The following is a 24,323-nucleotide window of genomic DNA, read 5'->3' on the forward strand; positions in this document are numbered from 1 at the left end:
CGTTTTCGCGTCAGTTGCGCGAGCTTGGGAGGCTCATGCTTCGGGCCGTCAATTTATGGATTCTGATCCTGTTCCGGATAATCTTCGGTCAGGTTCGATCTCGTGATGCAGAAATAGGACAGTCGCGCGGGCTTGAAAATCCGCTGGGAATCCACATTATCTGTGAAACAGTTTCACAGGTGGAGCGGGCGATGGACAATCGCGTTGGCGAAATGCAGGTCTTTCTGCGGGTTGTGGAAGCGGGCAGCTTTTCCGAAGCTGCCCGCCTCTTGCGCATGAACCCTTCGACCATCAGCAAGCTCATATCCCGTATCGAAGCAAGGCTCGGCGTCCGGCTTCTGGAGCGCTCGTCGCGGCGCTTGTCGCTGACAACCGAGGGGCAGATTTATTATGAGCGCAGTCAGGGACTGCTGCGCGATTTCGAGGAAGTCGAACGCGAGCTTTCACAAGGTTCGGCAAGCACTGGTGGCACTGTGCGCGTCAACGCTTCTGTGGCATTGGGCACGCTGGCGCTGGAGCCTTTGTTGCCGGAATTTCTGTCGGCCTATCCGAATATCGTGATTGACCTGGCCCTGTCGGATGAGCTGGTTGACCTTTATCTTGACCGCACCGACGTGGCTTTCCGCATCGGCACCTTGCCCAATTCCAGCATGATGGCGCGCAAGCTTGGTACGGCCCGTCGCAAGATCGTGGCGGCCCCCGCCTATCTGGAACGTTGCGGGACGCCGTTGACTATAGACGATCTTGCCGATCACAATTGCATCGGTTTCAATTTTCGCCGCGCTGCACCCGTCTGGCCGCTGAAGGAAAGCGGTCGCATCGTGGATCGCGCGGTCTACGGTTCGCTGCTGGCCAATAATGGGGAGACGGTCCGGCGCATGGCAGTCGCGGGGCTGGGGCTCGCCCGGATCGGCGATTATCATGCGCGGAACGACCTCGCCTCTGGCGCATTGGTGGAGGTTCTGGCCGAGGCGGTGGAGAACGACATAGAGGAAGTACACGCCGTGTTTCTTGGCGGTGCGCGACTGCCGCAACGGGTTCGTGTTTTTCTTGATTTTGTGGTGCCGCGTCTGCAGACCTATCTTGCAACCTAGTAGGGCTGATTTGCTCGAATCATCGGCGATGATTCCCGGAAATGTCGAATTTCCGATGCAAAACACGTGCTTCATCCAAAATAATTAGGTTTCCGATAGCCTAACGATTTCAGCTCGTTGCTGATATGCGCCCCCTATGATCACGGGTTAGTGCTCCGCTTTTGTGTTGACTATTAACATTTCGTTAACCACAGTTTGTTGCAATATGTAACATAGCGTTACATTTCTTGATGTTGAATGAGGTGTGGATTGAGCAAAAACCGGCAGGCCAGACAGCAATCCTTGCAGGCAAGGGGGAGGTCTGCCGTGGCTGACATGACGTCGTTCTGGGGGCTGATGCGCGCCTATTGGGTTTCCGACCGCTGGAAGGAAGCCTGGGCTCTCACCATCGCAATCTTCCTGATGACGGCCTTCGTGAGCAAGACCACGGTATGGGTGGCCGAGGCTTCGGGCCTGCTGATGAATTCTATTGTTAACGTCAACACTGCGCCTGTTCAGCATCCTCTCATAACCATTGCCGCCAATGCAGGCGTTCTTGTTCTGCTGATGCTGGCAAAGGACGTAATGCTGGTCGGTTCCCGCCATTTCCTGTCCACCACGCTGCACCGTAAATGGCGCAAATGGCTGAACGACCAGTTCTCCACTGCGCTTTTGAACGGCAAGCATACGCATTTCCATCTGCAACAGGGCAGGGGCAAGGATCAGCCGGACAATATCGATCAGCGCCTGCAGGAATCGATCAAGGGCATGACCGGCGGCGCCATCGGCCTCGTCATGGGCATTGTTGGTGTGTTCCTGTCTGCTTTCTTCATTGGCCAGAAGCTGATTGAAATGTCCACCCACGTAGAGGGACTGGATTTCCTCGGAAGCTATGGCAGCGCCGTCCTGGCCTTTGCTGCAATCGTGATCTATGTCCCGCTCGGAACGCTGGTCGCGATCAAGATCGGCAAACGCCTGGAGCGCCTCAATCTCGGCATCCAGAAGGCCGAAGGTTCCTATCGTGGCGAGTGGACGACGCTGCTGCGGCGCAGTTTCCAGATTTCTGCATCCGGCGGTGAAGCCGTCCAGCGGTCGGTCAATGATCGTCTCTACAAGGATGTCGATGGCACTTGGAACCGGCTTAACCGTTTCGACGCTGCCTATCTCGCCTTCTCGCAAGCCTATGGTTTTCTGTCGAACCGTATCGTTGCCTATATTCCGGGCCTTCTGCCTTATATGAGCGGCTCCGTCAGTTTCCGTAACTATGTGACGGGCGCGGAACTCGTCGCTGCGATGATCAATGACTGCTCGTGGTTTATTCAGGTCATGCCGGCAATTGCCAATCTGCGCGCCAATGCGGGCCGCGTGATCGGCCTCGCGCAGGCCATCGAGAATGTTCAGGATCCGACGGAATTTTACAGCCGCTCCGGTATCAATCGCTTCGCTTTTGCCGAACAGCATCCGCGTTTCGGCCTGTCGGTACGCAATCTCACCCTCATGCAGGGACCGGACAGCGAAGCACCGTTCCTGCGCTCTGGCGTGATCAATATTCGTTCAGGCGACTGGGTCTATATGCGCGGTGAATCCGGTTCGGGCAAAACTTCCTTCGTAAAGGCGCTGAATGGCCTGTGGCCATATGGCACCGGCGATATCATCTATCCGCAGAATGCCACCTCGTTTTATGCGACCCAGGAGGCCAAGTTCCCCTCCGTCTCCTTGAAGCAGCTTGTCAGCCTGCCCGCCGATGAGAACCTGTTCAGTGACTTGGCTGTTGCTGCTGTGCTGCACGAGGCGGGGTTGGGCGAATTCATCGAGCGCATGAATGACGCCGATGCCGATGGCACGCCTTGGGACATGGTTCTTTCTGGAGGCCAGAAGCAGAAGATGGTGCTGGCGCGCATTCTCTTGCACAAGCCGTCGATTATCTTCCTCGACGAAGCAACCGGTGCCCTCGATCCGGCTTCCAAGATGCGGTTCCATGAGGCGCTGAAGACCCGCTGCCCGCAAGCCATCGTCATCAGCATCATGCATGAGGACAAGCTGCCGCGGCTTGAAAACGGCCAGAATGTCTATTCGCATGTGCTGGACATTCGCAACGGCTATGTCTCGCTGTGTCCGGTCCATTTCGATACAATGCCGGACGTGGCTGCCGAAACGCCTCTTATCGCCGCCGAATAAAGCGTGTCTTACCGGCTGAAACACCGTCAGGTTGCAAAAGTCCAAATTTGGACTATATTCTGATCTGGACGATCGGAGGCAATCATGGCCAGAAGCAATGCGGTGTTGAAGTCAATGATAGGCAAGGGACCGGATATTCTCGATGCGGCCCGCTTTTCTCCGCATTCGCGCAAGCGGTTGAGCGGACCGGGCCTGCGCACCTTTCTTGCTATTGCCGATCTCTGGGGGCTGGACGAGCAGCAGCGGCTTATGGTGCTGGGACTGCCTTCAAGATCAACCTATTACAATTGGGTGAAGGCGGTGCGCGAGCATCGCGAAATCACGCTGGATGTGGACGTGTTGATGCGCTTGTCCGCTGTGCTGGGCATTCATCAGGCGCTGGGCGTGCTTTATCCAGATGAGAAAGCTGGTATCCGCTGGCTGCATACGCCCAATCAGTCCGGCGTCTTCGGCGGTCATCCGCCGTTGAGCCTGATAACGAGCGGTTTGCAGGATGGCTTGCTGACGGTTCGCCGGTTTCTGGATGCGGCGCGTGGCGGCCTTTACATGGAGCCGAACGAACTGGATCGCGCGTTCCGGCCTTATCGGGATGAAGACGTGGTGTTCTCGTGAGGCGCAATCCTGCTCCACAACCAAGCTATCGTCTGATCCCGTCGCGTTTTCCGCCGATTGGTCTTTTTGATACCGTTGCTACCGCTGCCGATCTGGAAGCGGTGATGGAACTGGCAGGCTGGACGAACGATCGTCTTCTGAGTGAACGATTGCAGCGCCTTCCACGCGAGGAATGGGTGTTCGGCAGGCCCAATTCCAGCATCGTCATGGCGACGTTTCTGCATGTGGCGCCGGGCGGCATGCGCTTCAACGGTCCTGAGCTTGGCGCCTGGTATGCGGCGGCGCGGTTGACCACGTCCGTCGTCGAGGTTGCGCACCACATGCGTCGCGAAACCGTTGCGACGCAGCAGGACGGTCTGGCCCGTACATTTCGGGTCTATGCGGCGAAGCTGGAAGAGGATTTCGTCGATATATGCGGCGAGCAGGCAACATTACCTGCCGTCTATGATCCGACAGATTACGCCGCTTCACAGAAGTTCGGCGAAGAAATGCGCAAGGGCGGCGAGTTCGGAATTCTGTTCGACAGCCTGCGCCACGAAGGCGGCATCAATACAGTTGCGTTTCGTCCAAGCCGTATCGCTGAGGTAACGCAAGGCGACCATTATGAAATCACGGTCGAAAGAGCATCGCCGCGCATTCAGGCGAAGAAGCTTAGTGCCTGAAAAGGCAGGCGTCGCCGCCTGCCTCGGCTAGTCCGATTATGACCAGCCATATTCCTCATCGAGATCCTGAAACTTTTTCAGGTCCACGATGTCGCAATATTGCTGATACGTAATCATATTGCTGGCGCGGGCTTTCGGCGTACCGTCACGCTTGAGAACTGACAGCGTATCGCTCACTGCCTTGACCGCCGAGAACAGCGTTGAAAGCGCATAGAACACGACGTTGAAGCCCATCTGTTCGAGGTCGGTGGCCGTCAAAGCCACGGTTTCGTTGCCGTCGACAATGCTGACGACCTTCGGTCCTTCGACGTGGCGGGCGACGGCTTCGACTTCCGCAATAGTCTTAATGCCATCGACAAAGACAAGATCGACACCCGTATCCTGATACATTTTCGCGCGACGGATCGCCTCTTCCGCTCCAGCCGCAGGCATGGCGTCGGTGCGGGCGATCAGGAGCAAGTCCTTGTCGGCGCGCGCCGCAATCGCGCATTTGAGGCGACGCACATTTTCTTCCGACGGAATCAGCCGGATACCGGCAAGCTGGCCGCAGCGTTTCGGCGCCATCTGGTCTTCCAGATGAATGGCAGCGACGCCGGACTGGATATATTCCTCCACCGTGCGCACGATATTGGCCGGGCCGCCGTAACCTGTATCGGCATCGGCGATGACCGGAATATCCACCACGCGGGTCATATCCCGCGCATGGGTTGTCATTTCGGTCTGCGTGAGGAGACCCAGATCGGGCGTGCCGAGGCGGCTTGCCGTCGCACCGAACCCGGTCATGTAGATGGCCGGAAACCCTGCCTGCTGCACAAGGCGGGCGGTTAGCGGATCGGGCGCACCCGGCGCCTGAATGATGCGACCGGTTTCGATGAGGTTTTTCAGGGCCTTTGCCTGCGTCATCGTCGTCTCCTTATCGCCCGCCCGAAACGTCAAGCACGACGCCTGTAATATAGGCCGCTCCCGGCGACAGCAGCCAGATGGCCGCGTCTGCAACTTCATCGGCAGTTCCAAGCCGCTTCAATGGAATGAGGTCAGCCATTTTGGCGATATTGGCAGGATCGGCAAAAACATCCTTCTGGATTTCCGTGTCAATCACGCCGGGCGCCAGTGCATTGACGCGGATTTCCGGCGCGAGCTCCTTGGCAAACGCGTAGGTGTAGGAAGCGATTGCTCCCTTGGTCGTCGCATAGGCGATATTACCGACCATGCCGCCAGTACGACCGGCGATGGAGGACAGGCCGACAACCGATTTATTCGGCTTCTTGCCCTGATTGTTGAGGAAAGCGCTGGAAACGTAGAACACGCTTTTCAGATTGACGGCCAGCACGCGGTCCAGCTCATCAGCATCGAATTCCTTCACGGTCATGCGCTGGCCGATAATGCCCGCATTGTTGACCAGGTGGTCGATGCCCCCCCATTTCGTGGTGATATCGTGCGCCGCGCGATCAACCGCGGCCTTGTCGGAGACATCCACAATGGCCGTCAGAACCTGCTCGCCATGTTTGTCCGCCATTTCCTGCAGACGAGCGCCGTTCACATCCCAAAGCACGACCCTGGCCTTGAGCGCGATGAGCTTTTCGGCAACGGCCTTGCCAATGCCTGATGCGCCGCCGGTAATGAGCACCACCCGATCCGCAAAAAAATCAGCCGGAAAGGCTGTTGGATTCGTCGTCATGAAATCTTCCTCCTCGAAGAAAGGCGTCGCTTTGCGCCCACGGGTCGCCGAAGAGAATCCGCAGACTCAACCTTTCGGCAACGGTGGCTTTAAAAGCCATGGACCGGCTCTCCTGTCAATCTAGGGTACAAGATTTTGTATGCTACTTGTAAAGTTGCTGTTTGCACGCTAATCATTGCAATGGGAGTGAGACGATAACGGTCGGATCTGTGCCAATGGCCTGTCCGTGATCGGGATTGCCTGTCTGCTGGAAACATGCCGGAATGGTCCCGGCTCCGTTTCTGCAGATAAAGCTCTGAACGGGAGAGCGCATCATCACGTGTCAGCTCCCGCAACGATTATTGCATGCCGCTCATGCTGGAATGTGAGCGGAGACCTGGGAGGACATCGTGGTCAATTCCACTCTGAGTGCGGTCGGCGCAACGCCCGACCTGCGCGACAGCACCATTCGCAAACTCAATCTGCGGATCGTTCTGTTCTGCTTTATCTGCTTCATCGTTAACTATCTCGACCGTGTGAATATCGGCTATGCCGCGCTTCACATGAACAATGATATCGGTCTCACGCCTTACATGTTCGGCGTTGGTGCGGGCATCTTCTTCATTGGCTACATGCTGTTCGAAGTGCCGAGCAACATGATGCTGCACAAGCTCGGCTCGCGCGTCTGGATTGCGCGCATCATGGTCACGTGGGGGCTTGTGTCGTGCGCCATGGCTTTCGTGCAGGGCCCGGTTTCGTTCTACATCCTCCGTTTTCTGCTGGGTGTTGCAGAAGCCGGTTTTGCACCGGGCGTTCTGCTTTATCTCACCTATTGGTTCCCGGCCAAGGAACGTGGCCGCGCAACGGCCCTGTTCATGACGGCAACCGTGCTTTCCATCGTTGTGGGCGCACCGTTCTCTGGCTGGCTGATGGATGCAGGCGAGGGACTGTTTGGTCTGCACGGCTGGCAGGCGATGTTCATTCTCGAAGGAATTCCCGCGGTGCTCCTCGGCGTCGTGACCTTCTTCTATCTGGTTGACAGTCCAGAAAAGGACAAGCGCTGGCTGACCGCCGACGAACGCGCATGGCTGATGGCCGAACTAGCCAAGGAAAATGCAGGCAAGCAGGCCGATACTCGTCATTCGCTGAAAGAAGTGTTCAGCGATTACCGCGTCTGGCTTCTGACGCTGGTCTATATGTTCAACGGTATTGCTGTTTACGGCGTCATCATGTGGCTGCCGCAGATCGTGAAGAGCCTTGGCGACTATACTGCGGCGCAGACCGGACTCATCTCTGCCATTCCGTTCGTGTTTGCCGCGATCGGACTTGTCGTGATTTCACGCAGTTCGGACCGTACCGGTGAGCGCAAGATTCACACGGCGATTGCCGGCCTGTTCGGCGGTATCTTCCTTGCTGCCAGTGCGCTGGCACCGTCGCCGATCCTGAGCCTCGTGCTCCTGTCGGTCTGCGCGTTTTTCCTGTGGTCCTATCTCGGCGTGTTCTGGACGCTGCCGACACAGTTCCTGTCCGGCGCTGCTGCCGCTGGCGGACTTGCGGCCATCAACGGCTTCGCGCAGCTTGGCGGTTTTACCGGGCCCTATCTCGTGGGCTGGGTTAAATCCACGACAGACAGTTTCTCGCTGTCGTTGTTGGCCCTGTCCGTGTTTCCGATTCTTGGCTTCTTTCTCTGCATGAGCCTGAAAGCCAAGCGGGACTGATCAAAATGACGGGCCCGGACTTCATCCGGGTCCGCTACCATTCACCGGTGCAATTTGAATGCGGTTTCAACCGCTCTATACGTCGCAATGAGGCGTCTGTAAGATTCGGACATGAGAGAGATTCGAGGCAAGAGCAAGAAGTCGCTGGCAAGTAGCATCGCCGAACGTATTCGCGGTGCGATTGTCGATGCTGAGTTTCAATTCGGGGAGAACCTCTCCGAGGACATGCTCGCTGCGGCCTTCGATGTCAGTCGCACGCCGGTACGCGAGGCGCTCAACATCCTGCAGATGCAGGAATTGGTTCATATCGTTCCAAAGTCCGGCACCTATGTTTTTACGCCGACGCAGGAAGACATTGCAGAGCTTTGCGATTTTCGGGTGGGCCTGGAAGATCAGGCCATGCGGCTTGCGCTTGGCAACAACCGCAAGAAACTTGTCTCGCAACTGAAAAAGCAGTTCGACCTCATGCGTGCGGCAATAGATGAGGATGACCTGCGCGCTTACGGGCGTTGCGATACAGAATTTCATCTGGCCTTCTTCCGTGTTTGCGGCAATCGTTATCTGGCGCGCGCCTATGACAGTATTCTAGGACGTGTCGCAGCCTTGCGAACGCATCTTGCCATCGGTGCGGAGGGCGAGCCTGCACGCTCCTTCGCCGACCATGCCGCCATCATTGAGCTGGCCGATGCCGACAAGCCGAAGGAATTGCGGGAAATACTGGAGGCGCACATCATGCGCACCAAGACCAATTACCTGAATGCTTTCAATCGGCTGCCCCGTCAGCCAGGCGACAGCCGCACGATGCGGCTGCGCCGACAGTTGTCGCTGACGAACGAGTAACAAAGCCCTTCAGGTCAGACGGCCCACTCCACATCCGTGGTAAAGGCGATGGTCAGCCACCGATCCGGTCCTTCGCCGCCGAGTGCATCACCGATTTCGCCGCGCAACGCATCCCATTCCTCGAGCTTTCGTGGCGGAAGGTCGGGCGGAACGATGAAATAGAGTTCGATCTGTTTGCCGCGACCGACCTTGGCGACATAAGCGCGGTAGGACAGAAAGCTGTTGCGCTTGACGAACTCTCCAGCAACCGCATCGACATGCTGCTTGAGATCAATGGGTGTAACCAGGAATATATCGGCCAGAGCCTGTTTGATCGTGCCGATGGGCATGGGAATGATGACAAGACAAACGACTGCCAGAACTGCGGGATCGATATAAGGCGTCAGCCAGCCGAGTTCTGTTCCTTCAATGGCATAGCCGACCGAAAAGGCGATCAGAAGTGCCGCAGTTATGCCGCCGGACATGATCCAGGCTTTGGCATCGAGTGCGACGAAGTCTGATTTCAATATCCTATTTGCGCGCATTTCCAACAGCGCCATGCCGAGACAAGCGATCAGGGCGACGACGGCATAGAAAATCGCATAGCTGAATTCGAGATCGCGTCCGCCATCCATCAGGCTGCCGATTGCGTTGATGAGCGCGTAGATCGCAACGCCGGTAAGCATCATACCGTTGAGGCCAAGTACCATCGGTTCGAGATGCCAGAAGCCCATTGTGAAGCGATCGCGCAATTTTCCGCGTGGCTGTTCCGGCAAGGCAGAAAGGGCGATGAGACGCGAGACAAGGAGGGCAAGCCCACTCATCGCAGCATCAGCCAGCATGTAAACGCCATCGAATACGATAGAAAATGAGCCGGATAACAGGCCGAAAACGATGCCGAAGCCAGCAACCAGAATAGTAACCGCTATGGAAATTTGAAGAATAGATTGTTCACTGCGCAATTTTTACTCCGATATAAACCGCATGCAACGCGGTTTGGTTTCGGGGGCGCATTTCTGCGTGTTGAACCAATTCCGCGTTGCATGACAAATCTACACCAGTGGCGTGAATCTGACAAATCGCGTTAAATTCTGAACATTCCTAAGCCCATTCGGGCACGCGGGTCGCGGACTCCCGCAGGATCAGTTCGACGGGCCATAATTCATGGATGTCGGTGGCCGCGCGTCCGTCGAGTATATCCATCAGAAGATCGGCGCAGCGTTTTCCCGCTGCTCGCATCGACGAGCGGGTTGCAGTCAGGGATGGCACCATATTGTCAGCGCTCAGGAACGAGATCACATCATCATGGGCGATGACGGAGATATCCTTGCCGATGGTCAGGCCGAAAGAGCGCGCGGCCCGGTATATGCCAAGCGCAGTCATCATGGAGCCGGCAACAAACGCTGTCGGGCACGGATTACGCTCCAGAAGCTTGCGCGCAAGACGATAACCGATCTCATCCGTGAAATCGCCGTGCTCGACAAGTTCCTGATCGAAGGCAATGCCTTTGCTTTCGAGCGCCTTCCGGTAGCCTTCGTCGCGGTGAAGTGAGAAGGTGAAGCCGTAGCGACCATTTATCATCGCGATACGACGGTGGCCGAGGTCAAGCAGATGGGCTGTTGAGCGATAAACCGCGCCTTCATTATCGATGTCGAGCCATGCATGAGGAATGTCGGTTTCAGAGCGTCCGTGCACGAGGAATGGCATTCCCAGTTCATGCAGCATGCGGATGCGCTCGTCATTGGGTTTTGGAGACGTCACGATGATAGCATCGACACGGTGGCTGGTGGCGAGGCGCCGACAGAGTTGCACTTCGTCGTCGGTGCCGTTGTTTGCAATCGGGCTGACGAGAATATCGACTTCATCCTGACTGAGCCGTTCTGCCATGCCGCGCATGAACTCGGCGAAGTGAAACTCGCTGTTACGGCCCATCACGACGCCGATTGCACCAGCACGCCCGGTAACCAGTCTGACCGCGTTGACATTGGGCTGGTAGCCGAGACGTACAGCCTCGTCCATGACCCGCTTCCGCGTGCTTTCCGCCACTTCGGGATAGCCGCTCAACGCCCGGCTGACGGTCGTGGCTGAGAGGCCGAGATGTTTGGCGAATTCACGGAGCTTCATTTGGCTTTCGAATTAGTCAGGCAGGCAAGGCAGCGGATTATAGCCGCTTCCTTGCGATTAACAATTGGTCGGTTGAGTTCTTTAAACTGCTGCAACATATAGGGTGCACGAAATCCAAACCGATTTCAAGTTTGTTTCAATTTTCATTTTGGCACGTTTGAGAGAGCATGCCCCTTAAGCGCTAAGAAATACAGATTATGAATGATAATATATTGAATTTGCAATATATATTGAGTGATGAGATGTGAAATGAAATAGAGTGAAAAATCTGCTGCTTGACAGAAATGCGGTCCTCTGCAACCTTTTCGTCATCCAAACCGTTTTCGATTTTATCAAACCGCTTACAGAATGGATGGGAGGAGGGAACTATGAAGGCATTCCAAGGTATACTCGCGGCTTGCGCGGCATTTGGCCTGGCGACGGTAAGCGCCCATGCAGTGGAGATTTCCATTGCGGCCAATTCAACGGGCAATAACATCAAGTTTCTGCAGGAGCAGATCGTCAAGTTCGAGAAGGACACCGGCAACAAGGTCAATATTGTCTCGATGCCGCCATCGAGCAGCGAGCAATTCAGCCAGTATCGTCTATGGCTCGCGGCAGGTAACGCCGATATCGACGTCTACCAGACGGACGTGGTCTGGGCGCCGCAGCTATCCGATCAGTTCGTCGATTTGACGGAAGCGACCAAGGATGTCACGGGCGCGCATTTCCCATCCATTATCGCGTCACAGACCGTGAACGGAAAGCTGGTTGCGCTGCCCTTCTATACCGACGCTCCGGCACTTTTCTATCGCAAGGATCTCCTCGAAAAATACAACAAACAGGTTCCCAAGACTTGGGATGAGATGACGGCGACTGCCAAGGAGATCATGGACAAGGAGCGGGCGGAGGGAAAGTCCGATCTCTGGGGCTTTGTGTTTCAGGGCAATGCCTATGAGGGCCTGACCTGCAATGCGCTTGAATGGGTGAAGTCGTCCGGAGGCGGCCAGATCGTTGAAGCCGACGGTACGATCTCCATCAACAATGAGAAGGCAGCAGCGGCGATCGATCGCGCCAAGGGCTGGATCGGTTCGATTTCGCCACAGGGCGCGCTTGCTTATCAGGAAGAGGAATCGCGCGGCGTCTGGCAGACTGGCAATGCCGTCTTCATGCGTAACTGGCCCTATGCTTATGCGCTTGGCAACAGTGCCGATAGCGGCGTGAACGGCAAGTTCGACGTCGCACCACTGCCTGCCGGTGCAGAGGGGGATGCGCCATCCTCGACGCTCGGCGGCTGGAACCTTGCCGTCTCAAAATATTCCACCAAGCAGGATGCGGCCATCGCGCTGGTCAAATATCTCGCATCGCCGGAAGTGCAAAAGGTGCAGGCCGTCGAGATTTCGCGTCTGCCAACCATTCAAACGCTTTATGATGACAAGGATGTCATTGCAGCGCAGCCTTTCATGGCCAATTGGAAACCTATCTTCCAGAATGCCGTGCCGCGCCCATCGGCTGCGACGAAGGTGAAATATAACGAAGTCTCTTCGAAGTTCTGGACTGCCGTGCACAAGACGCTCTCGGGCAACGGTACGGCTGCGGAGAATCTCGAAATGCTTGAGGTCGAGCTGACTGAGCTGGAAGGCTCCGGCTGGTAAGGACCGATCAAGCCGCGTTCGGGTTGTCCTCCCAAGCCCCCTATCGGGCAACCCGAACGCCCTTCTCATCCGATGACCCGGAGCAGGATCATGACGGAGACTTCCCTTGATGCGCTGAGGAGCCTGCAGACACGGCTTCACTCCGATCTGCGCGCGCAGCGTATCCGGTCGGCATGGGTGTTTCTCGCACCCACGCTGATCGTGCTGGCGCTGGTGGCTGGCTGGCCGCTGCTGCGGACCATCTATTTCAGTTTCACCAATGCATCGCTGACGAGCCTGAGCACCGCTGAATTCGTCGGCTTCAACAACTATTTGTCGTGGGTGACGCTCAAGAGCGGGCGCACCGTCTACCGTGGTCTTCTGGCCGATCCCGCCTGGTGGGGTGCGGTCTGGAACACGATCCGGTTCACTATTCTGTCGGTCAGCCTCGAAACGATTTTCGGATTGATCGTCGCTCTGGTGCTGAACGCGAATTTTCGGGGGCGTGGGCTCGTGCGCGCCGCAATCCTGATCCCATGGGCAATCCCGACGATTGTTTCGGCCAAGATGTGGGGCTGGATGCTCAATGACCAGTTCGGCATCCTCAATCATATCCTGCTCAATTTCGGCCTCATCAGCCAGAAGATCGCCTGGACGGCCAATCCCGACACAGCGATGATTGCGATCTTGATCGTCGATGTTTGGAAAACGACGCCCTTCATGGCGCTGCTTATTCTGGCCGGTCTGCAAATGGTGTCATCCGACATTTACGAGGCGGCGAAGATCGATGGCGTGCATCCGGTCAAGGTATTCTGGCGGGTGACGCTACCGTTAATCCGTCCAGCGCTGATGGTGGCGATCATCTTCCGTATGCTGGATGCCTTGCGCATCTTCGACCTGATCTATGTGCTGACGCCGAATAACGCGCAGACCAAGACCATGTCGGTTTTCGCGCGCGAAAATCTCTTCGATTTCGACAAATTCGCCTATGGTGCGGCGGCATCGACGATGCTGTTCCTCATCATTGCGGCCATCACCGTGCTCTACATGTTCTTCGGACGCGTCAATGTCGGCAGCAGGGGGGAATAGCATGATGCACTATGTGAAAACCCTCAGCTTCTATCTGCTGGTGGCACTCATCATTTTGATCGCGGTGTTCCCATTCTATTATGCGATCATCACCAGTCTCAAATCCGGGACGGCGCTGTTTCAGGTCGATTACTGGCCACGCAGTTTCTCGCTCGACAATTATACCGGTGTTCTCACGCAGGGCAGCTTCCTACGCAGTCTTGGTAATTCACTGCTGGTGGCGACCGTTGTAGTGGCAATCTCTCTCTTGCTGGCGGTGACAGCTGCCTATGCGCTGGCGCGTGTGAGTTTTCGCGGACGGGGCTTGTTGCTTCTCACCATTCTTTCGGTGTCCATGTTTCCGCAGATCGCCGTTCTGGCAGGTTTGTTCGAGCTGATACGCTTCCTCGGCATCTTCAACACGCCGCTGGCGCTGATCTTCTCCTATATGATCTTCACGCTGCCTTTCACGGTCTGGGTCCTCACCACCTTCATGCGTGACCTGCCAATCGAGATTGAGGAAGCGGCCATCGTGGATGGCGCATCGCCGTGGGTGATTATCACGCGTGTTTTCATGCCACTGATGTGGCCGGCGCTAGTGACGACCGGATTACTTGCTTTCATCTCCGCATGGAACGAGTTCCTGTTCGCGCTCACCTTTACTTCGTCCAGCAGCCAGCGCACGGTGCCTGTCGCCATCGCACTTCTGTCCGGCAGCAGCCAGTTTGAAATCCCCTGGGGCAACATCATGGCGGCTTCCGTCATCGTGACGGTTCCCCTCGTCATCCTCGTGCTCATCTTCCAGAGGCGGATCGTGTCCGGTCTGACGGCGGGTGGCGTAAAGGGTTAGGAGTCTTAACACATGGCAGAACTTCAGTTGCGCGATGTGCGCAAGTCTTTCGGCAATTTCGATGTCATCAAGGGCGTCGACATGGATATCCGTCCCGGCGAGTTCATGGTCTTTGTCGGCCCTTCGGGCTGTGGCAAGTCCACGCTGCTGCGCCTGATCGCGGGGCTGGAGGAAATTTCATCGGGTAGCCTCGCCATCGATGGAACCGTGGTCAACAGTTTCGCACCGTCGAAGCGCGGCATCGCAATGGTCTTCCAGTCCTATGCGCTTTACCCGCATATGACGGTCTATGAGAACATGGCCTTCGGTATGCAGCTTGCAGGCAAGAACAAGGATGAATGTAAGGCCCGCATTCAAAAAGCCGCAGAAATGCTGCAGCTGACGCCCTATCTTGAGCGCCTGCCGCGCCAGCTTTCCGGCGGCCAGCGGCAGCGCGTCGCGATTGGCCGTGCCATCGTGCGCGATCCGAAAGTATTCCTTTTCGACGAGCCCTTGTCCAACCTCGATGCGGCGCTACGTGTGGCTACAAGGCTTGAGATCGCCAAGCTCCACCAGAGCATGGAAGACACCACCATGATCTACGTGACGCACGATCAGGTGGAGGCGATGACGCTGGCTGACCGCATCTGTGTGCTGCGTGACGGACGGGTGGAGCAGATCGGAACGCCGCTTGAGCTTTACGAAAAGCCAAATTCGCTTTTCGTCGCCGGGTTCATCGGATCACCGAAGATGAATTTCCTGACCGGCAGATATAGTGAGCCTTTCGGTGCGCATACAGTGGGCCTGCGTCCCGAACACCTCGTCATTGTATCCGACAATGCTCACTGGACCGGTCAGGTGATCCACACCGAAATTCTCGGTTCCGACACCTATGTCTATATCGATCTTGGCCTGGAGGAACCGCTGGTGGTCCGCGAAAGCGGCGTGGCAGCGCGCAGGTCAGGCGAGATACTCTCGGTTTCCCCGATGGGGGAAAATGTTCATCGTTTCGATGAAAAGGGCCGCGCCGTCTGACGCTGACCTCCCAAGCTTGATGATACATGAGACAAATGGGCCGTGATTGCCCGCAGCAAGGAGAATACTCGTGCCTATTCGTACTGTCGTCTGGGGTGAAAACATTCACGAGCAGATCAATGAAACCGTACGTTCGGTTTATCCGGACGGCATGCACAACACTATCGCCAGGGCACTGAACGAGGATAGCGCAATCGAGGCGACGACCGCCACCTTGCAGGAACCGGAGCATGGCTTGACCGAAGACCGTCTCGCCAAGACCGATGTGCTCGCTTGGTGGGGCCACAAGGATCATGGTGGCGTCAGTGACGAGGTTGTGGAACGCGTCGCGAAGCGCGTTTTCGAAGGCATGGGACTGGTCGTGCTCCATTCTGGACATTTCTCCAAGATCTTCAAGCGCCTGATGGGCACACCCTGCGCGCTCAAGTGGCGTGAGGCGGGTGAGCGCGAGCGGCTCTGGGTGGTCAATCGCGGCCATCCGATCACACAGGGGCTGGACGAGAATTTCGTGCTTGAGAATGAGGAAATGTACGGCGAACAGTTCTCCGTGCCGGAACCGCTGGAAACCGTGTTCATTTCGTGGTTCGCGGGTGGAGAGGTCTTCCGCTCCGGCATGACCTGGCGGCGCGGTGCGGGCAATGTGTTCTATTTCCGCCCCGGCCACGAAACCTACCCGACCTATCACGACGCGAATGTGCAGACGGTTCTGCGCAACTCGGTCAAATGGGCCTACAATCCGCAACCGGCATGGACGGGCATTCACACCGCGCCGAATGTTCCGGTCGACAAGGCGCCGGAGCCTATTGTCGAGCGTGGGCCTAAACTGCACAAGCCGGGCGAAGCCGGCTATCGTTGAGGTGCATGATGCGTCTTCTTATTCTGGGAACAGGTGGCATGGCGAAAAACCATGCCGAAGCCTTCAAGGCCATTGAGGGCGTCGAGGTCGTTGCCGCATGTGACGTTTCGGCGGAGCGTGTCGATGCCTTTTCTGAAAACCACGACATTCACAACCGCTTCACGCGACTTGAGGATGCGCTGGAGTGGGGCCGTTTCGATGCCGTTGCCAATGTCACGCCGGATGCCATCCACCATCCGACCACACTTGCATTGGTGGGCGCGGGCAAGCATGTCTTCTGCGAGAAGCCACTTGCAGAAAGCTACGAAAAAGCCGCTGAAATGGCGGATGCTGCCGAGCAGGCCGGTATTATCAACATGGTCAACCTGACCTATCGCAATGTCGCGCCCCTGCAGAAGGCGCGGGAAATGGTGATGGCGGGTGAGATCGGCCAGGTGCGTCATTTCGAGGCGTCCTATCTGCAAAGCTGGCTGGTCTCGAAGATATGGGGCGACTGGAAAACCGAAAGCAAATGGCTCTGGCGCCTTTCGACCCGGCATGGTTCGAACGGGGTTCTGGGCGATGTCGGCATCCATATTCTCGACTTCGCCAGCTATGCCATCGGCAGCGATGTGGAACGTGCCTCGGCTCGCCTCAAGACTTTCGAGAAGGCCGAGAACAACCATATTGGTGAATATGTGCTCGATGCGAATGACAGCTTCGTCATGATGGCGGAATATGCCAATGGCGCGCTGGGTGTCATTCACGCCAGCCGTTGGGCGACGGGGCACCTGAACGAGCTGCGGCTGCGGATCCATGGCGACAAGGGTGCGCTGGAAATTCTCCACACACCTACAGGCTCAAGCCTGCGCGGTTCCATCGGCGAGGACATTGAAACGCCAGTCTGGCGGGACATCGATGCGGGAACGGTAGAGACGAACTACCAGCGTTTTGCGCGTGCTGTGGCCGATGGTGCGGAACTGGAACCGAGTTTCCGTCACGCCGCCAATCTGCAACGGGTTCTCGATCATGCGATGACAGTGGATCGACCGTTGCCTGAAGTCGTGAGTGGATAAAAACCAGAAGCCCTCCCGGTAGGACCGGGAGGGCTATCGGTCAGTTGTCTTTGGTAAAAGTGTTGTCTATTTCACCACGGAAGAAGTCACGGCCATATATCAAAAGGCAGAGGACGACGCCGGTCGCAAAAGCCCAGGCTGCACCGCGAGTGGCAAGAACCGCACCGACCACGCCGGCAATGCCAAGATCGCGTTGGGAACGTGCTTCGAGAATGCCGACGCGAACCGAAACATATCCCTGAATAAGCAAGGTGAGGGCGAGTGCGACGCCAAGGATCGGCTGCACCAGAGTGACAATTGGCATCAGAAACAAGCCGGTATTGGTGCCCCAGCGAAATGAGCCTGCGCCACCGAAGATCGAATGCATGGCCTTCTTGCCCTGCGAGAAACGCTCGGTAATGACGACGTGCATGGCGGACCAGAGCGGGCCGCACATACATACGTCCGGTCCAAGGACACTCATGGCCGCGTTGCGCCCGCCAAAAATGAGATGAGCACGATCAGGGCTGTAGTCTATCTTTTCGTCGGGGCGGGCTTCGTCGGCTTCCTTCAGGATTGCCCGGCTTTGCAAAACATCGCCGAAAAGAACGATATAGGCGGCGAACATGGTCGGAATAGCCGTAATGAACATCGACAGCGGCGGCAAGCCAAGTCCGAATACGGTATATTCACGCCAAAGCGTCGAGAAGTCGGGGCTGGTCAGCGACCATTCAAGCTTTGGCCAGGGTGCTTCGCCGAAGAGCGGGGCTATGATTACTGCGAGCAGGATAATCGGGAAAACACCCAGTTTTCCAATGAGGGCCAGTACCGGATTGCTATTTTTAATACGTGCGAACTGGCGCGAGAATATCACGTAGAAACCGAGGCCAACTGCAATGGTGATTGTGAACGGGAAGCTGTCGAAACGACCGCCAATCTGAAACACCGATATGACGGCGGCAAAGCCCGCACCAGCAATGATGCCAGCCTTGATCGCTGATGGGATCAGTTGCACGACGCGATGTGCAAGCCCTGACGCTCCTATAAAGATCGAGAATATGCCCAGCATCATCTGGAAGGCAACAAGTGCATGAACGCGCTCTGGCCCTTCGGGGAACGTGGTGCAATAGGCCATCAGAAGCGGAATGGCAGGTGTGATCCAACCCGGAACGACGGGATCGCCGAGCAAATGGTGCGTCAGATAGAACAACCCGTTCAGGACGACCACGGCGAGGGCCACTTCGAAAGGCATGCCAAGGAGTTCAGTCATAAGCGGGATGGCGGACAGGTCCACCGCACACATCAGCAGGCCTTGAAAATAATCAGGCCATTCGAATTTATAGTGAACGAAAGGCAGGCGAATTTTGAACGGTCCGGCAGACCAAAAAGGCTGCTCCTGACCGTCGATACGTTCAGTGCTCAATTTATTCTCCGCAGATATAGAGCCAAGCTGCGGAGAAGTGGCAGTCAGCTCACTTCTCCGGCGCTTGGTCCGTCAGTTCGTTATGTTTGATCAGAAAGCTTCGCGATAAAGCGCCAGAGCGTCGGCCTCAGTCACATCGACCGGATTGTTGCCCAGAAGCCGCGTTTGCAGCATCGCGTCGCGCGCCAGCATTTCAAGACTGTCTTCGGTCACGCCGACATCACGCAGGCGGCGCGGTGCGCCGGACTTGTTCATCAGTGCTTCCATATAGGTGACAAAGGCCGCTGAACGCTCTTCCGTCGTGCCTTCGGATTTCTCCAGCAGCAGATCGGCAAGCTCTGCATATAGCTTGGCTGCACCCGCCATATTGTAGCGCAGCACCGGACCAAGCATCAGCGCATTGGAAAGACCATGCGGCACATGGTAGTGGCCGCCAAGCGGGTAAGCCAGTGCATGAACAGCGCCGACTGGCGAGTTGGAAAAAGCCTGACCGGCATAGTTGGCACCAAGTAGCATGGCCTCGCGGGCATGGCGATCATTGCCGTTTTCGCAAGCCGCGATCAGATTGGCCGAAAGAAGCTTCAGAGCTTCGCGGGCAAACGCGTCGGAGAGCGGGTTCTTCTTGATCCGGCTCGTATAGGCTTCAATCGCATGGACCATGGCGTCGATGCCGGTCGCGGCCGTATGAAGCGCAGGCAGGCCGCAAGTCAGTTCCGCATCGAGGATCACGAAGTCGGCGTAAAGCTGACGGGCAACCACACCCATCTTCGTCGTCTCACCGGTGGTCAGAATGGTGATGTTGGTGACTTCCGATCCTGTTCCCGCCGTAGTCGGGATCTGGATCAGCGGCAGGCGGCTGCCCTGGACCTTGCCGATGCCATACAGCTCGGAAAGTTCCTGTTCGGAAACGAGCAGCACGGCCGCGAGCTTGGCGATATCCATGGAAGAGCCGCCGCCCAGACCAAGTACGATATCGCAACCGGCGGCCTTTGCTTGCTCAACACAGGCAAACAATACGGATTCCGGCGGATCGGCTACCACGTCATCGAACACGCTGATACCGAATCCAGCCTTTTCAAGCGAGGCCAGCGCATGGTTGAGGACGCCGGCCTTGTGCAGGCCCTTGTCCGTCACGATCAGAATCTTGCGTTCGGAAAACCGCTCGCCGAGGATTTCGCCGAGGCGCTTGGCAGCGCTCCATTCGACGAGCATCGAGCCGACGGTATCGAACGAAAATGGCTTGATCTCTGTTGTCATCATTCCACCCTTATCACTTTCACCAGCGCCGAGGTCTCTCACTTCCTCACCGGCACACAACGCTGGGCTTATCCCGGAAAAGCTTCTGTCTTGGGAAGGAAGCGCCTCCGTCATTTTCCGATACAGCCGATGCATCGGCGGTTCTGAAGAAAAGCCTGGGAGAAACTTTTCGTTTGTTCAGTATATTGAACAATGTTCAAAACTAAACGACCGATACAGGATAAGAAGCCGGACTGTCAATTTCTCCCTTCGATCAGGAGGGCCAAATCAAGGCTTGAAAGTTCGCGGTCGAAATGCCCCGGAATATAAGCGATTGAAAATGTTCGCTTTCACTTCGGTTGCCATCACACAACTTTGTGAATATTTCAGGAAAAATAACTTGCCGGGCTTCGCCCGAGGCTGCGTTTGAACGTTGCGGCGAAGGCGCTTGCGCTTTGGTATCCGCAGTCCAGCGCAACGGTGACGACGGGCATTCCCGCGGCCAAGGCGGGCAGGGCGGCGAGCAATCGTGCCTGTTGCCGCCAGCGGCCATAGGTCATGCCGGTCTCGCGCTCGAAGTGTCGCATGAAACTGCGCCTGCTCATGCCCGTTCGATCGGCGGCATCGTCAAGGGACAGCTCTGTATCGGGCTCTGCTTGCAGGGCTTCACAAAGGTTGCGGAACCGTTGATCCAGAGGCATTGGAAGATTGAGCGGTTCCGCGGGGAGAAAGGTCAGTTCTTCCAGCAAAAGTTCGCTGATACGCTGTACAAAGGATGTAACAGGCTGGTCCTGCAATTCAACCAGACGCAGGATCAATTCCCGCAATAATGGCGAAACTTCCACCACGCCACAGGACAAGGGAAGGGAGCGGGCCGCATCCGAACGGACAAAGATCGTACGAAACTGGACCGGTCCATGGCTGCGCGTTGCATGTTCCACCATCGGCGGTACCCACACCGCACGATTTGGCGGCACGACCCAGGTTCCGCTCTCCGTTGTGACGGATACCACGCCGGATCGCGCATAGATCAGTTGCGCATCCTGATGGCGGTGCGGCGGCCCGGCAAAAGACGTGTCATCTTGCGCCAGGGCCGATAGGGCGAGCGCAAGCGGCGCAGGGTAGTTCAGCGACATGGGTTGCCCCTTTTGCGCTCTATTATGACCCTGATGCGCAAGAATGCCAATATCGGCACGTCTATTATCGGGTGGAGAAGCCAGTTTTCCAGAAAGCCTGAACGTGTCCGCTTGCGCCTGCCACAACATAGTTGTTTCGACGGAGTTGAACACTCCGGCTGGCGGCGCACGCTTGGCTTTTTCGCTTCTTCTCCTTCGACTTACCGGCGACCGTTGGGCCTGATGGCATCCCGGCGGTCGTAACCTGCCGTCAATCCCTTTCCCATTGTCGCAGTCGCTGCTCCGCGCAGCCGAAGGAACTATTATCATGTTGCAGAACCCGGACAGCAAATACCGTCCTTTCATATCTCCAATCGAACTGCCGGATCGCCAGTGGCCGAACCGGCGCTTGACGCAGGCGCCGCGCTGGGTATCGACAGACCTGCGCGACGGCAATCAGGCGCTTGCCGACCCGATGGATGGCGACAAGAAAATGCGCTTTTATCGCATGCTCCTAGAAATCGGTTTCAAGGAAATCGAGGTTGCATTTCCTTCAGCTTCGCAGACGGAATTCAATTTTGTCCGCCGCCTGATCGAAGAGGAACTGATACCTGACGATGTGACCATTCAGGTGCTCACCCAATCGCGAGCCGACCTGATTGCACGCACTTTTGAATCCCTGCGCGGAGCGCGTCAGGCCATCGTCCATCTTTATAATGCGACAGCGCCGCTCTTCCGTCGCGTTGTATTCAAGATGGAAAAGAACGAGATAATCGACCTGGCCGTCTGTGGCGTAACGGCCATGCTGCAGGAAAGCCGGAAGCAACCCGAGACGCGTTGGACGTTTGAATATTCACCGGAAACCTTCTGCTTCACCGAGCCGGACTTTGCGCTGGAAATCTGTGAACGTGTTCTGGATGTCTGGCAGCCAACGCCGGAAAACAAGGCGATCCTGAATCTGCCTGCTACCGTTGAAGTGGCAATGCCGAATGTCTATGCGGACCAGATCGAATGGTTCTGCCGCAATCTTTCCCGCCGCGACAGCGTGATCATAAGCGTCCATCCGCATAACGACCGGGGCACAGCGGTGGCTGCAACGGAACAGGCCCTGCTCGCAGGCGCTGATCGTGTCGAGGGCTGCCTGTTCGGTAATGGCGAGCGCACCGGCAACGTCGATCTCGTTACGCTGGCACTGAATTTCTATACGCAGGGCATCGACCCAAAACTGTATTTTCCAGAGATGCGTTCCGTCGTGAGAACGGTGGAACATTGCAATGACTTGCCAGTTCATCCGCGCCATCCCTATGCAGGCGAACTGGTCCATACAGCTTTTTCCGGCTCGCATCAGGACGCTATCCGCAAGGGCTTTGCCGCGCATGAAACGCGTAATGACGGAATATGGGAAATGCCTTACCTGCCCATTGACCCGAAGGATATCGGCGAGAGCTATGAAGCCGTCATTCGCGTGAACAGCCAGTCGGGCAAGGGCGGCGTGGCGTGGGTGCTGGAACAGGACCGGGGGCTGAGACTGCCGCGTCCGCTGCAAATCGATTTCAGCCGCCGCGTACAGGCATTTGCCGACGATACCGGCAAGGAAACGACCTCTGAAATGATCTGGACGCTATTCAGCGACCTGTATCATTTGAACGCAAACGCCGAATTCGAGCTTCTGAACTACACGGAAAGCAGACCGGCGCGGAGCGGGGAGCCGCGTGTTTTTGCCGGACGAATCCGGCATCGCGGCAAGGAAGTCGTCATAACAGGGCGCGGTAACGGATTGATCTCAAGTGCGGTTTCGGCATTGCAGGCCGGTTGCGATATCGATCTGGAAATCGTCGATTATCACGAGCATTCGCTCAAAAAAGGTACCTACGCACAGGCTGCGGCCTATATCGAATGTCGGACGCAGGATGGGCGGAAAGTTTTCGGCGTCGGGATCGATGACGATATCGCAACCGCGTCAATACGGGCTGTGTTAAGCGCTGCCGCGAATTTTTCTGCGAGCGGTGGCTAAAAAGTGAGGAGGCAGGCAAGATTTACTCTTGACCTCAACCAAGGTTGAGGAACTAGAGAAGCATGGCCGATTATCTGGAGTATCGTCCATGCGCTTGTCGCTCCTTCTTGTTCCCCTTGCCTTTTCCACTGCTCTCATTGTTTCGACAGCCGCCTCTGGTGAAGGGGCGGATGCTGCCGCGGGGGAAAAACTCTTCAAGCGATGCTCCGTCTGCCACACGGCGGATGCCGATGAGAGCAAGCGCGGCCCGTCATTGAAGGGCGTGGTGGGCCGCAAGGCCGCCTCCTATCCGGGCTATCCCTATTCGGATGCAATGCGCAAGGCGGCGTCCGAAGGGCTGGTCTGGAACGAGGATGAGCTGAAGAGCTTTCTCAAGAAACCGCAGGCCATGGTGAAAGGCACATGGATGGCTTTCGCCGGGCTGACCAAGGAAAAAGACCTCGAAAACATGATCGCCTATCTCAAACAGCATTCCGAATAGCTGTTTGGAGCCGATATGGCCGAACGGACATCCCGACGTAAGGCCATGGCCGGTCGGAAACGCTGCGGGGCGATTCCGACCGGCGCCAGAACATTTCCAGCAAAAGTGTGAAACGGTTTGCGTTCGGAAATGTGGAAAAACAAATAGATAGAGCGGTTCCAACGATGCCGTCAAAACTGGGGCCGCTCTAAGCGGGGACAGAAGCCGAAGGTTGCCTGACATGATGAACACGAACGTGCTGCATATAGACCGCGACGCAATTGGCGCTGTTTCGAAACGAGAGTTCGCGGATGTGATGTCGCGTATGGCCGCGACCGTGTCCGTGGTGACAGCGCGCGATGCTGGCGAAGCCCACGGTCGCACGGTGACAGCGGTGTTGTCGCTTTCCGCCGAACCGCCGATGGTCTTGGTTTCGGTCAAAAGCGACAGCGCACTGGCAACGGCGATCATTTCCGATGGCGGCTTCTCACTCGCCATGCTCGCGGAAGGGCAGGAGATGATCGGCGACGCCTTTGCAGGCAAAATACCGCATGGGCAAAGATTTCTCATTGGGGTGTGGGGCGAATGGCCGTCGGGCAGGCCGCATCTTTTCGGGGCGTCAGCTGCGATAGATTGCGAACTGGCGGGCAGTGTTCCAATGGCGGATCACACGCTTTTTGCCGGGCTGGTAACGAATACCGATTTGCCGCTGCATTCTCGCCCGTTGCTATGGGCGCGCCGCAATTATCGCGCGTTGAGACATGACGCGGATTTATGAGACGCTTGCAATGGCGCGC

Annotated in this window: 23 protein-coding genes; 15 read left to right on the forward strand and 8 right to left on the reverse strand. The window is 56.7% G+C overall.

What is annotated here, in order from left to right:
• The first annotated feature begins 191 nt into the window (after window positions 1-191).
• From MKS82_RS25645 to MKS82_RS25660, 4 genes are all read left to right on the forward strand, one after another.
• Window positions 192-1,094, forward strand: a complete 903-nt coding sequence (locus MKS82_RS25645) for a LysR family transcriptional regulator (protein WP_109986929.1) — start codon at window positions 192-194, stop codon at window positions 1,092-1,094.
• Between the two features lie 306 nt (window positions 1,095-1,400).
• Window positions 1,401-3,251, forward strand: a complete 1,851-nt coding sequence (locus MKS82_RS25650) for an ABC transporter ATP-binding protein/permease (protein ID WP_176036986.1) — start codon at window positions 1,401-1,403, stop codon at window positions 3,249-3,251.
• Between the two features lie 84 nt (window positions 3,252-3,335).
• Window positions 3,336-3,863 (forward strand): MbcA/ParS/Xre antitoxin family protein, encoded by a 528-nt coding sequence (locus MKS82_RS25655; RefSeq protein ID WP_109986747.1) that lies wholly within the window; start codon window positions 3,336-3,338, stop codon window positions 3,861-3,863.
• On the forward strand, window positions 3,860-4,525 hold the full coding sequence (locus MKS82_RS25660) for an RES family NAD+ phosphorylase (protein WP_109986748.1): 666 nt from the start codon (window positions 3,860-3,862) through the stop codon (window positions 4,523-4,525). The genes MKS82_RS25655 and MKS82_RS25660 overlap by 4 nt, the downstream gene beginning before the upstream one ends.
• Window positions 4,526-4,561: 36 nt before the next feature.
• Here the strand turns inward: MKS82_RS25660 and MKS82_RS25665 are convergent, their stop codons facing one another.
• Genes MKS82_RS25665 through MKS82_RS29590 form a run of 3 tightly spaced genes read right to left on the reverse strand, consistent with a single transcriptional unit; the run spans window position 4,562 to window position 6,303 of the window.
• Window positions 4,562-5,428 (reverse strand): isocitrate lyase/PEP mutase family protein, encoded by an 867-nt coding sequence (locus MKS82_RS25665; protein WP_109986749.1) that lies wholly within the window; start codon window positions 5,426-5,428, stop codon window positions 4,562-4,564.
• Window positions 5,429-5,438: 10 nt separating this feature from the next.
• The gene (locus MKS82_RS25670; protein WP_176036989.1) at window positions 5,439-6,203 is read right to left on the reverse strand and encodes an SDR family NAD(P)-dependent oxidoreductase; all 765 of its coding nucleotides are present in this window, start codon (window positions 6,201-6,203) and stop codon (window positions 5,439-5,441) included.
• A complete protein-coding gene (locus MKS82_RS29590) occupies window positions 6,172-6,303 on the reverse strand; it encodes a hypothetical protein (RefSeq protein ID WP_268904577.1) in 132 nt (43 codons plus the stop codon). Before MKS82_RS29590 ends, MKS82_RS25670 begins: the two co-directional genes overlap by 32 nt.
• A 289-nt stretch (window positions 6,304-6,592) precedes the next feature.
• On the opposite strand from MKS82_RS29590, the gene MKS82_RS25675 reads away from it, so the two are divergent.
• Complete coding sequence (locus MKS82_RS25675) at window positions 6,593-7,900, forward strand: MFS transporter (protein WP_109986751.1); 1,308 nt, start codon at window positions 6,593-6,595, stop codon at window positions 7,898-7,900.
• Window positions 7,901-8,011: 111 nt separating this feature from the next.
• Entirely contained in the window at window positions 8,012-8,740 is a 729-nt protein-coding gene (locus tag MKS82_RS25680; protein WP_109986752.1) for a GntR family transcriptional regulator, read from the forward strand.
• Window positions 8,741-8,754: 14 nt separating this feature from the next.
• Here MKS82_RS25680 and MKS82_RS25685 read toward each other — a convergent pair whose 3' ends face one another.
• Together MKS82_RS25685 and MKS82_RS25690 are read right to left on the reverse strand one after the other, a co-directional pair.
• Window positions 8,755-9,681, reverse strand: a complete 927-nt coding sequence (locus MKS82_RS25685) for a cation diffusion facilitator family transporter (RefSeq protein ID WP_109986753.1) — start codon at window positions 9,679-9,681, stop codon at window positions 8,755-8,757.
• Between the two features lie 139 nt (window positions 9,682-9,820).
• On the reverse strand, window positions 9,821-10,843 hold the full coding sequence (locus MKS82_RS25690) for a substrate-binding domain-containing protein (RefSeq protein WP_109986754.1): 1,023 nt from the start codon (window positions 10,841-10,843) through the stop codon (window positions 9,821-9,823).
• A gap of 368 nt (window positions 10,844-11,211) precedes the next feature.
• Here MKS82_RS25690 and MKS82_RS25695 point away from each other — a divergent pair, with 368 nt between their 5' ends.
• The 6 genes from MKS82_RS25695 (at window position 11,212) to MKS82_RS25720 (ending at window position 17,299) form a co-directional block, all read left to right on the forward strand.
• Window positions 11,212-12,477: an ABC transporter substrate-binding protein gene (locus tag MKS82_RS25695; RefSeq protein WP_109986755.1), complete on the forward strand. Its 1,266-nt coding sequence runs from the start codon at window positions 11,212-11,214 to the stop codon at window positions 12,475-12,477.
• A 90-nt stretch (window positions 12,478-12,567) separates the two neighbouring features.
• Window positions 12,568-13,545 carry a carbohydrate ABC transporter permease gene (locus MKS82_RS25700; protein ID WP_109986756.1) on the forward strand — a complete coding sequence of 326 codons (978 nt, stop codon included), beginning with the start codon at window positions 12,568-12,570 and terminating at the stop codon, window positions 13,543-13,545.
• 1 nt (window position 13,546) lies between these two features.
• Window positions 13,547-14,374, forward strand: coding sequence for a carbohydrate ABC transporter permease (locus tag MKS82_RS25705; RefSeq protein ID WP_109986757.1), 828 nt, complete (start codon window positions 13,547-13,549; stop codon window positions 14,372-14,374).
• Window positions 14,375-14,386: 12 nt separating this feature from the next.
• Window positions 14,387-15,388: an ABC transporter ATP-binding protein gene (locus tag MKS82_RS25710; protein ID WP_109986758.1), complete on the forward strand. Its 1,002-nt coding sequence runs from the start codon at window positions 14,387-14,389 to the stop codon at window positions 15,386-15,388.
• Window positions 15,389-15,458: 70 nt separating this feature from the next.
• Window positions 15,459-16,244, forward strand: a complete 786-nt coding sequence (locus MKS82_RS25715) for a ThuA domain-containing protein (RefSeq protein WP_109986759.1) — start codon at window positions 15,459-15,461, stop codon at window positions 16,242-16,244.
• An 8-nt stretch (window positions 16,245-16,252) separates the two neighbouring features.
• Complete coding sequence (locus tag MKS82_RS25720; protein WP_109986760.1) at window positions 16,253-17,299, forward strand: Gfo/Idh/MocA family protein; 1,047 nt, start codon at window positions 16,253-16,255, stop codon at window positions 17,297-17,299.
• 40 nt (window positions 17,300-17,339) lie between these two features.
• On the opposite strand, the gene MKS82_RS25725 is transcribed toward MKS82_RS25720, so the two are convergent.
• The 3 genes from MKS82_RS25725 to MKS82_RS25735 form a co-directional block, all read right to left on the reverse strand.
• Window positions 17,340-18,701: a hypothetical protein gene (locus MKS82_RS25725; RefSeq protein WP_109986761.1), complete on the reverse strand. Its 1,362-nt coding sequence runs from the start codon at window positions 18,699-18,701 to the stop codon at window positions 17,340-17,342.
• A 90-nt stretch (window positions 18,702-18,791) separates the two neighbouring features.
• A complete protein-coding gene (locus tag MKS82_RS25730; RefSeq protein WP_109986762.1) occupies window positions 18,792-19,961 on the reverse strand; it encodes an iron-containing alcohol dehydrogenase in 1,170 nt (389 codons plus the stop codon).
• Window positions 19,962-20,323: 362 nt separating this feature from the next.
• Window positions 20,324-21,073: an AraC family transcriptional regulator gene (locus tag MKS82_RS25735; protein WP_109986763.1), complete on the reverse strand. Its 750-nt coding sequence runs from the start codon at window positions 21,071-21,073 to the stop codon at window positions 20,324-20,326.
• A gap of 307 nt (window positions 21,074-21,380) precedes the next feature.
• Here MKS82_RS25735 and leuA point away from each other — a divergent pair, with 307 nt between their 5' ends.
• The 3 genes from leuA to MKS82_RS25750 all read left to right on the forward strand — a co-directional run bounded on the left by leuA (window position 21,381) and on the right by MKS82_RS25750 (window position 24,304).
• Window positions 21,381-23,066 carry a 2-isopropylmalate synthase gene (gene leuA, locus MKS82_RS25740; RefSeq protein ID WP_109986764.1) on the forward strand — a complete coding sequence of 562 codons (1,686 nt, stop codon included), beginning with the start codon at window positions 21,381-21,383 and terminating at the stop codon, window positions 23,064-23,066.
• 88 nt (window positions 23,067-23,154) lie between these two features.
• Window positions 23,155-23,547: a c-type cytochrome gene (locus MKS82_RS25745; protein ID WP_109986765.1), complete on the forward strand. Its 393-nt coding sequence runs from the start codon at window positions 23,155-23,157 to the stop codon at window positions 23,545-23,547.
• 220 nt (window positions 23,548-23,767) lie between these two features.
• A complete protein-coding gene (locus tag MKS82_RS25750; RefSeq protein ID WP_109986766.1) occupies window positions 23,768-24,304 on the forward strand; it encodes a flavin reductase family protein in 537 nt (178 codons plus the stop codon).
• Window positions 24,305-24,323: the final 19 nt, after the last annotated feature.

Origin of the sequence: Ochrobactrum sp. A-1, assembly GCF_022488005.1 — a bacterium.
Lineage (GTDB): Bacteria > Pseudomonadota > Alphaproteobacteria > Rhizobiales > Rhizobiaceae > Brucella.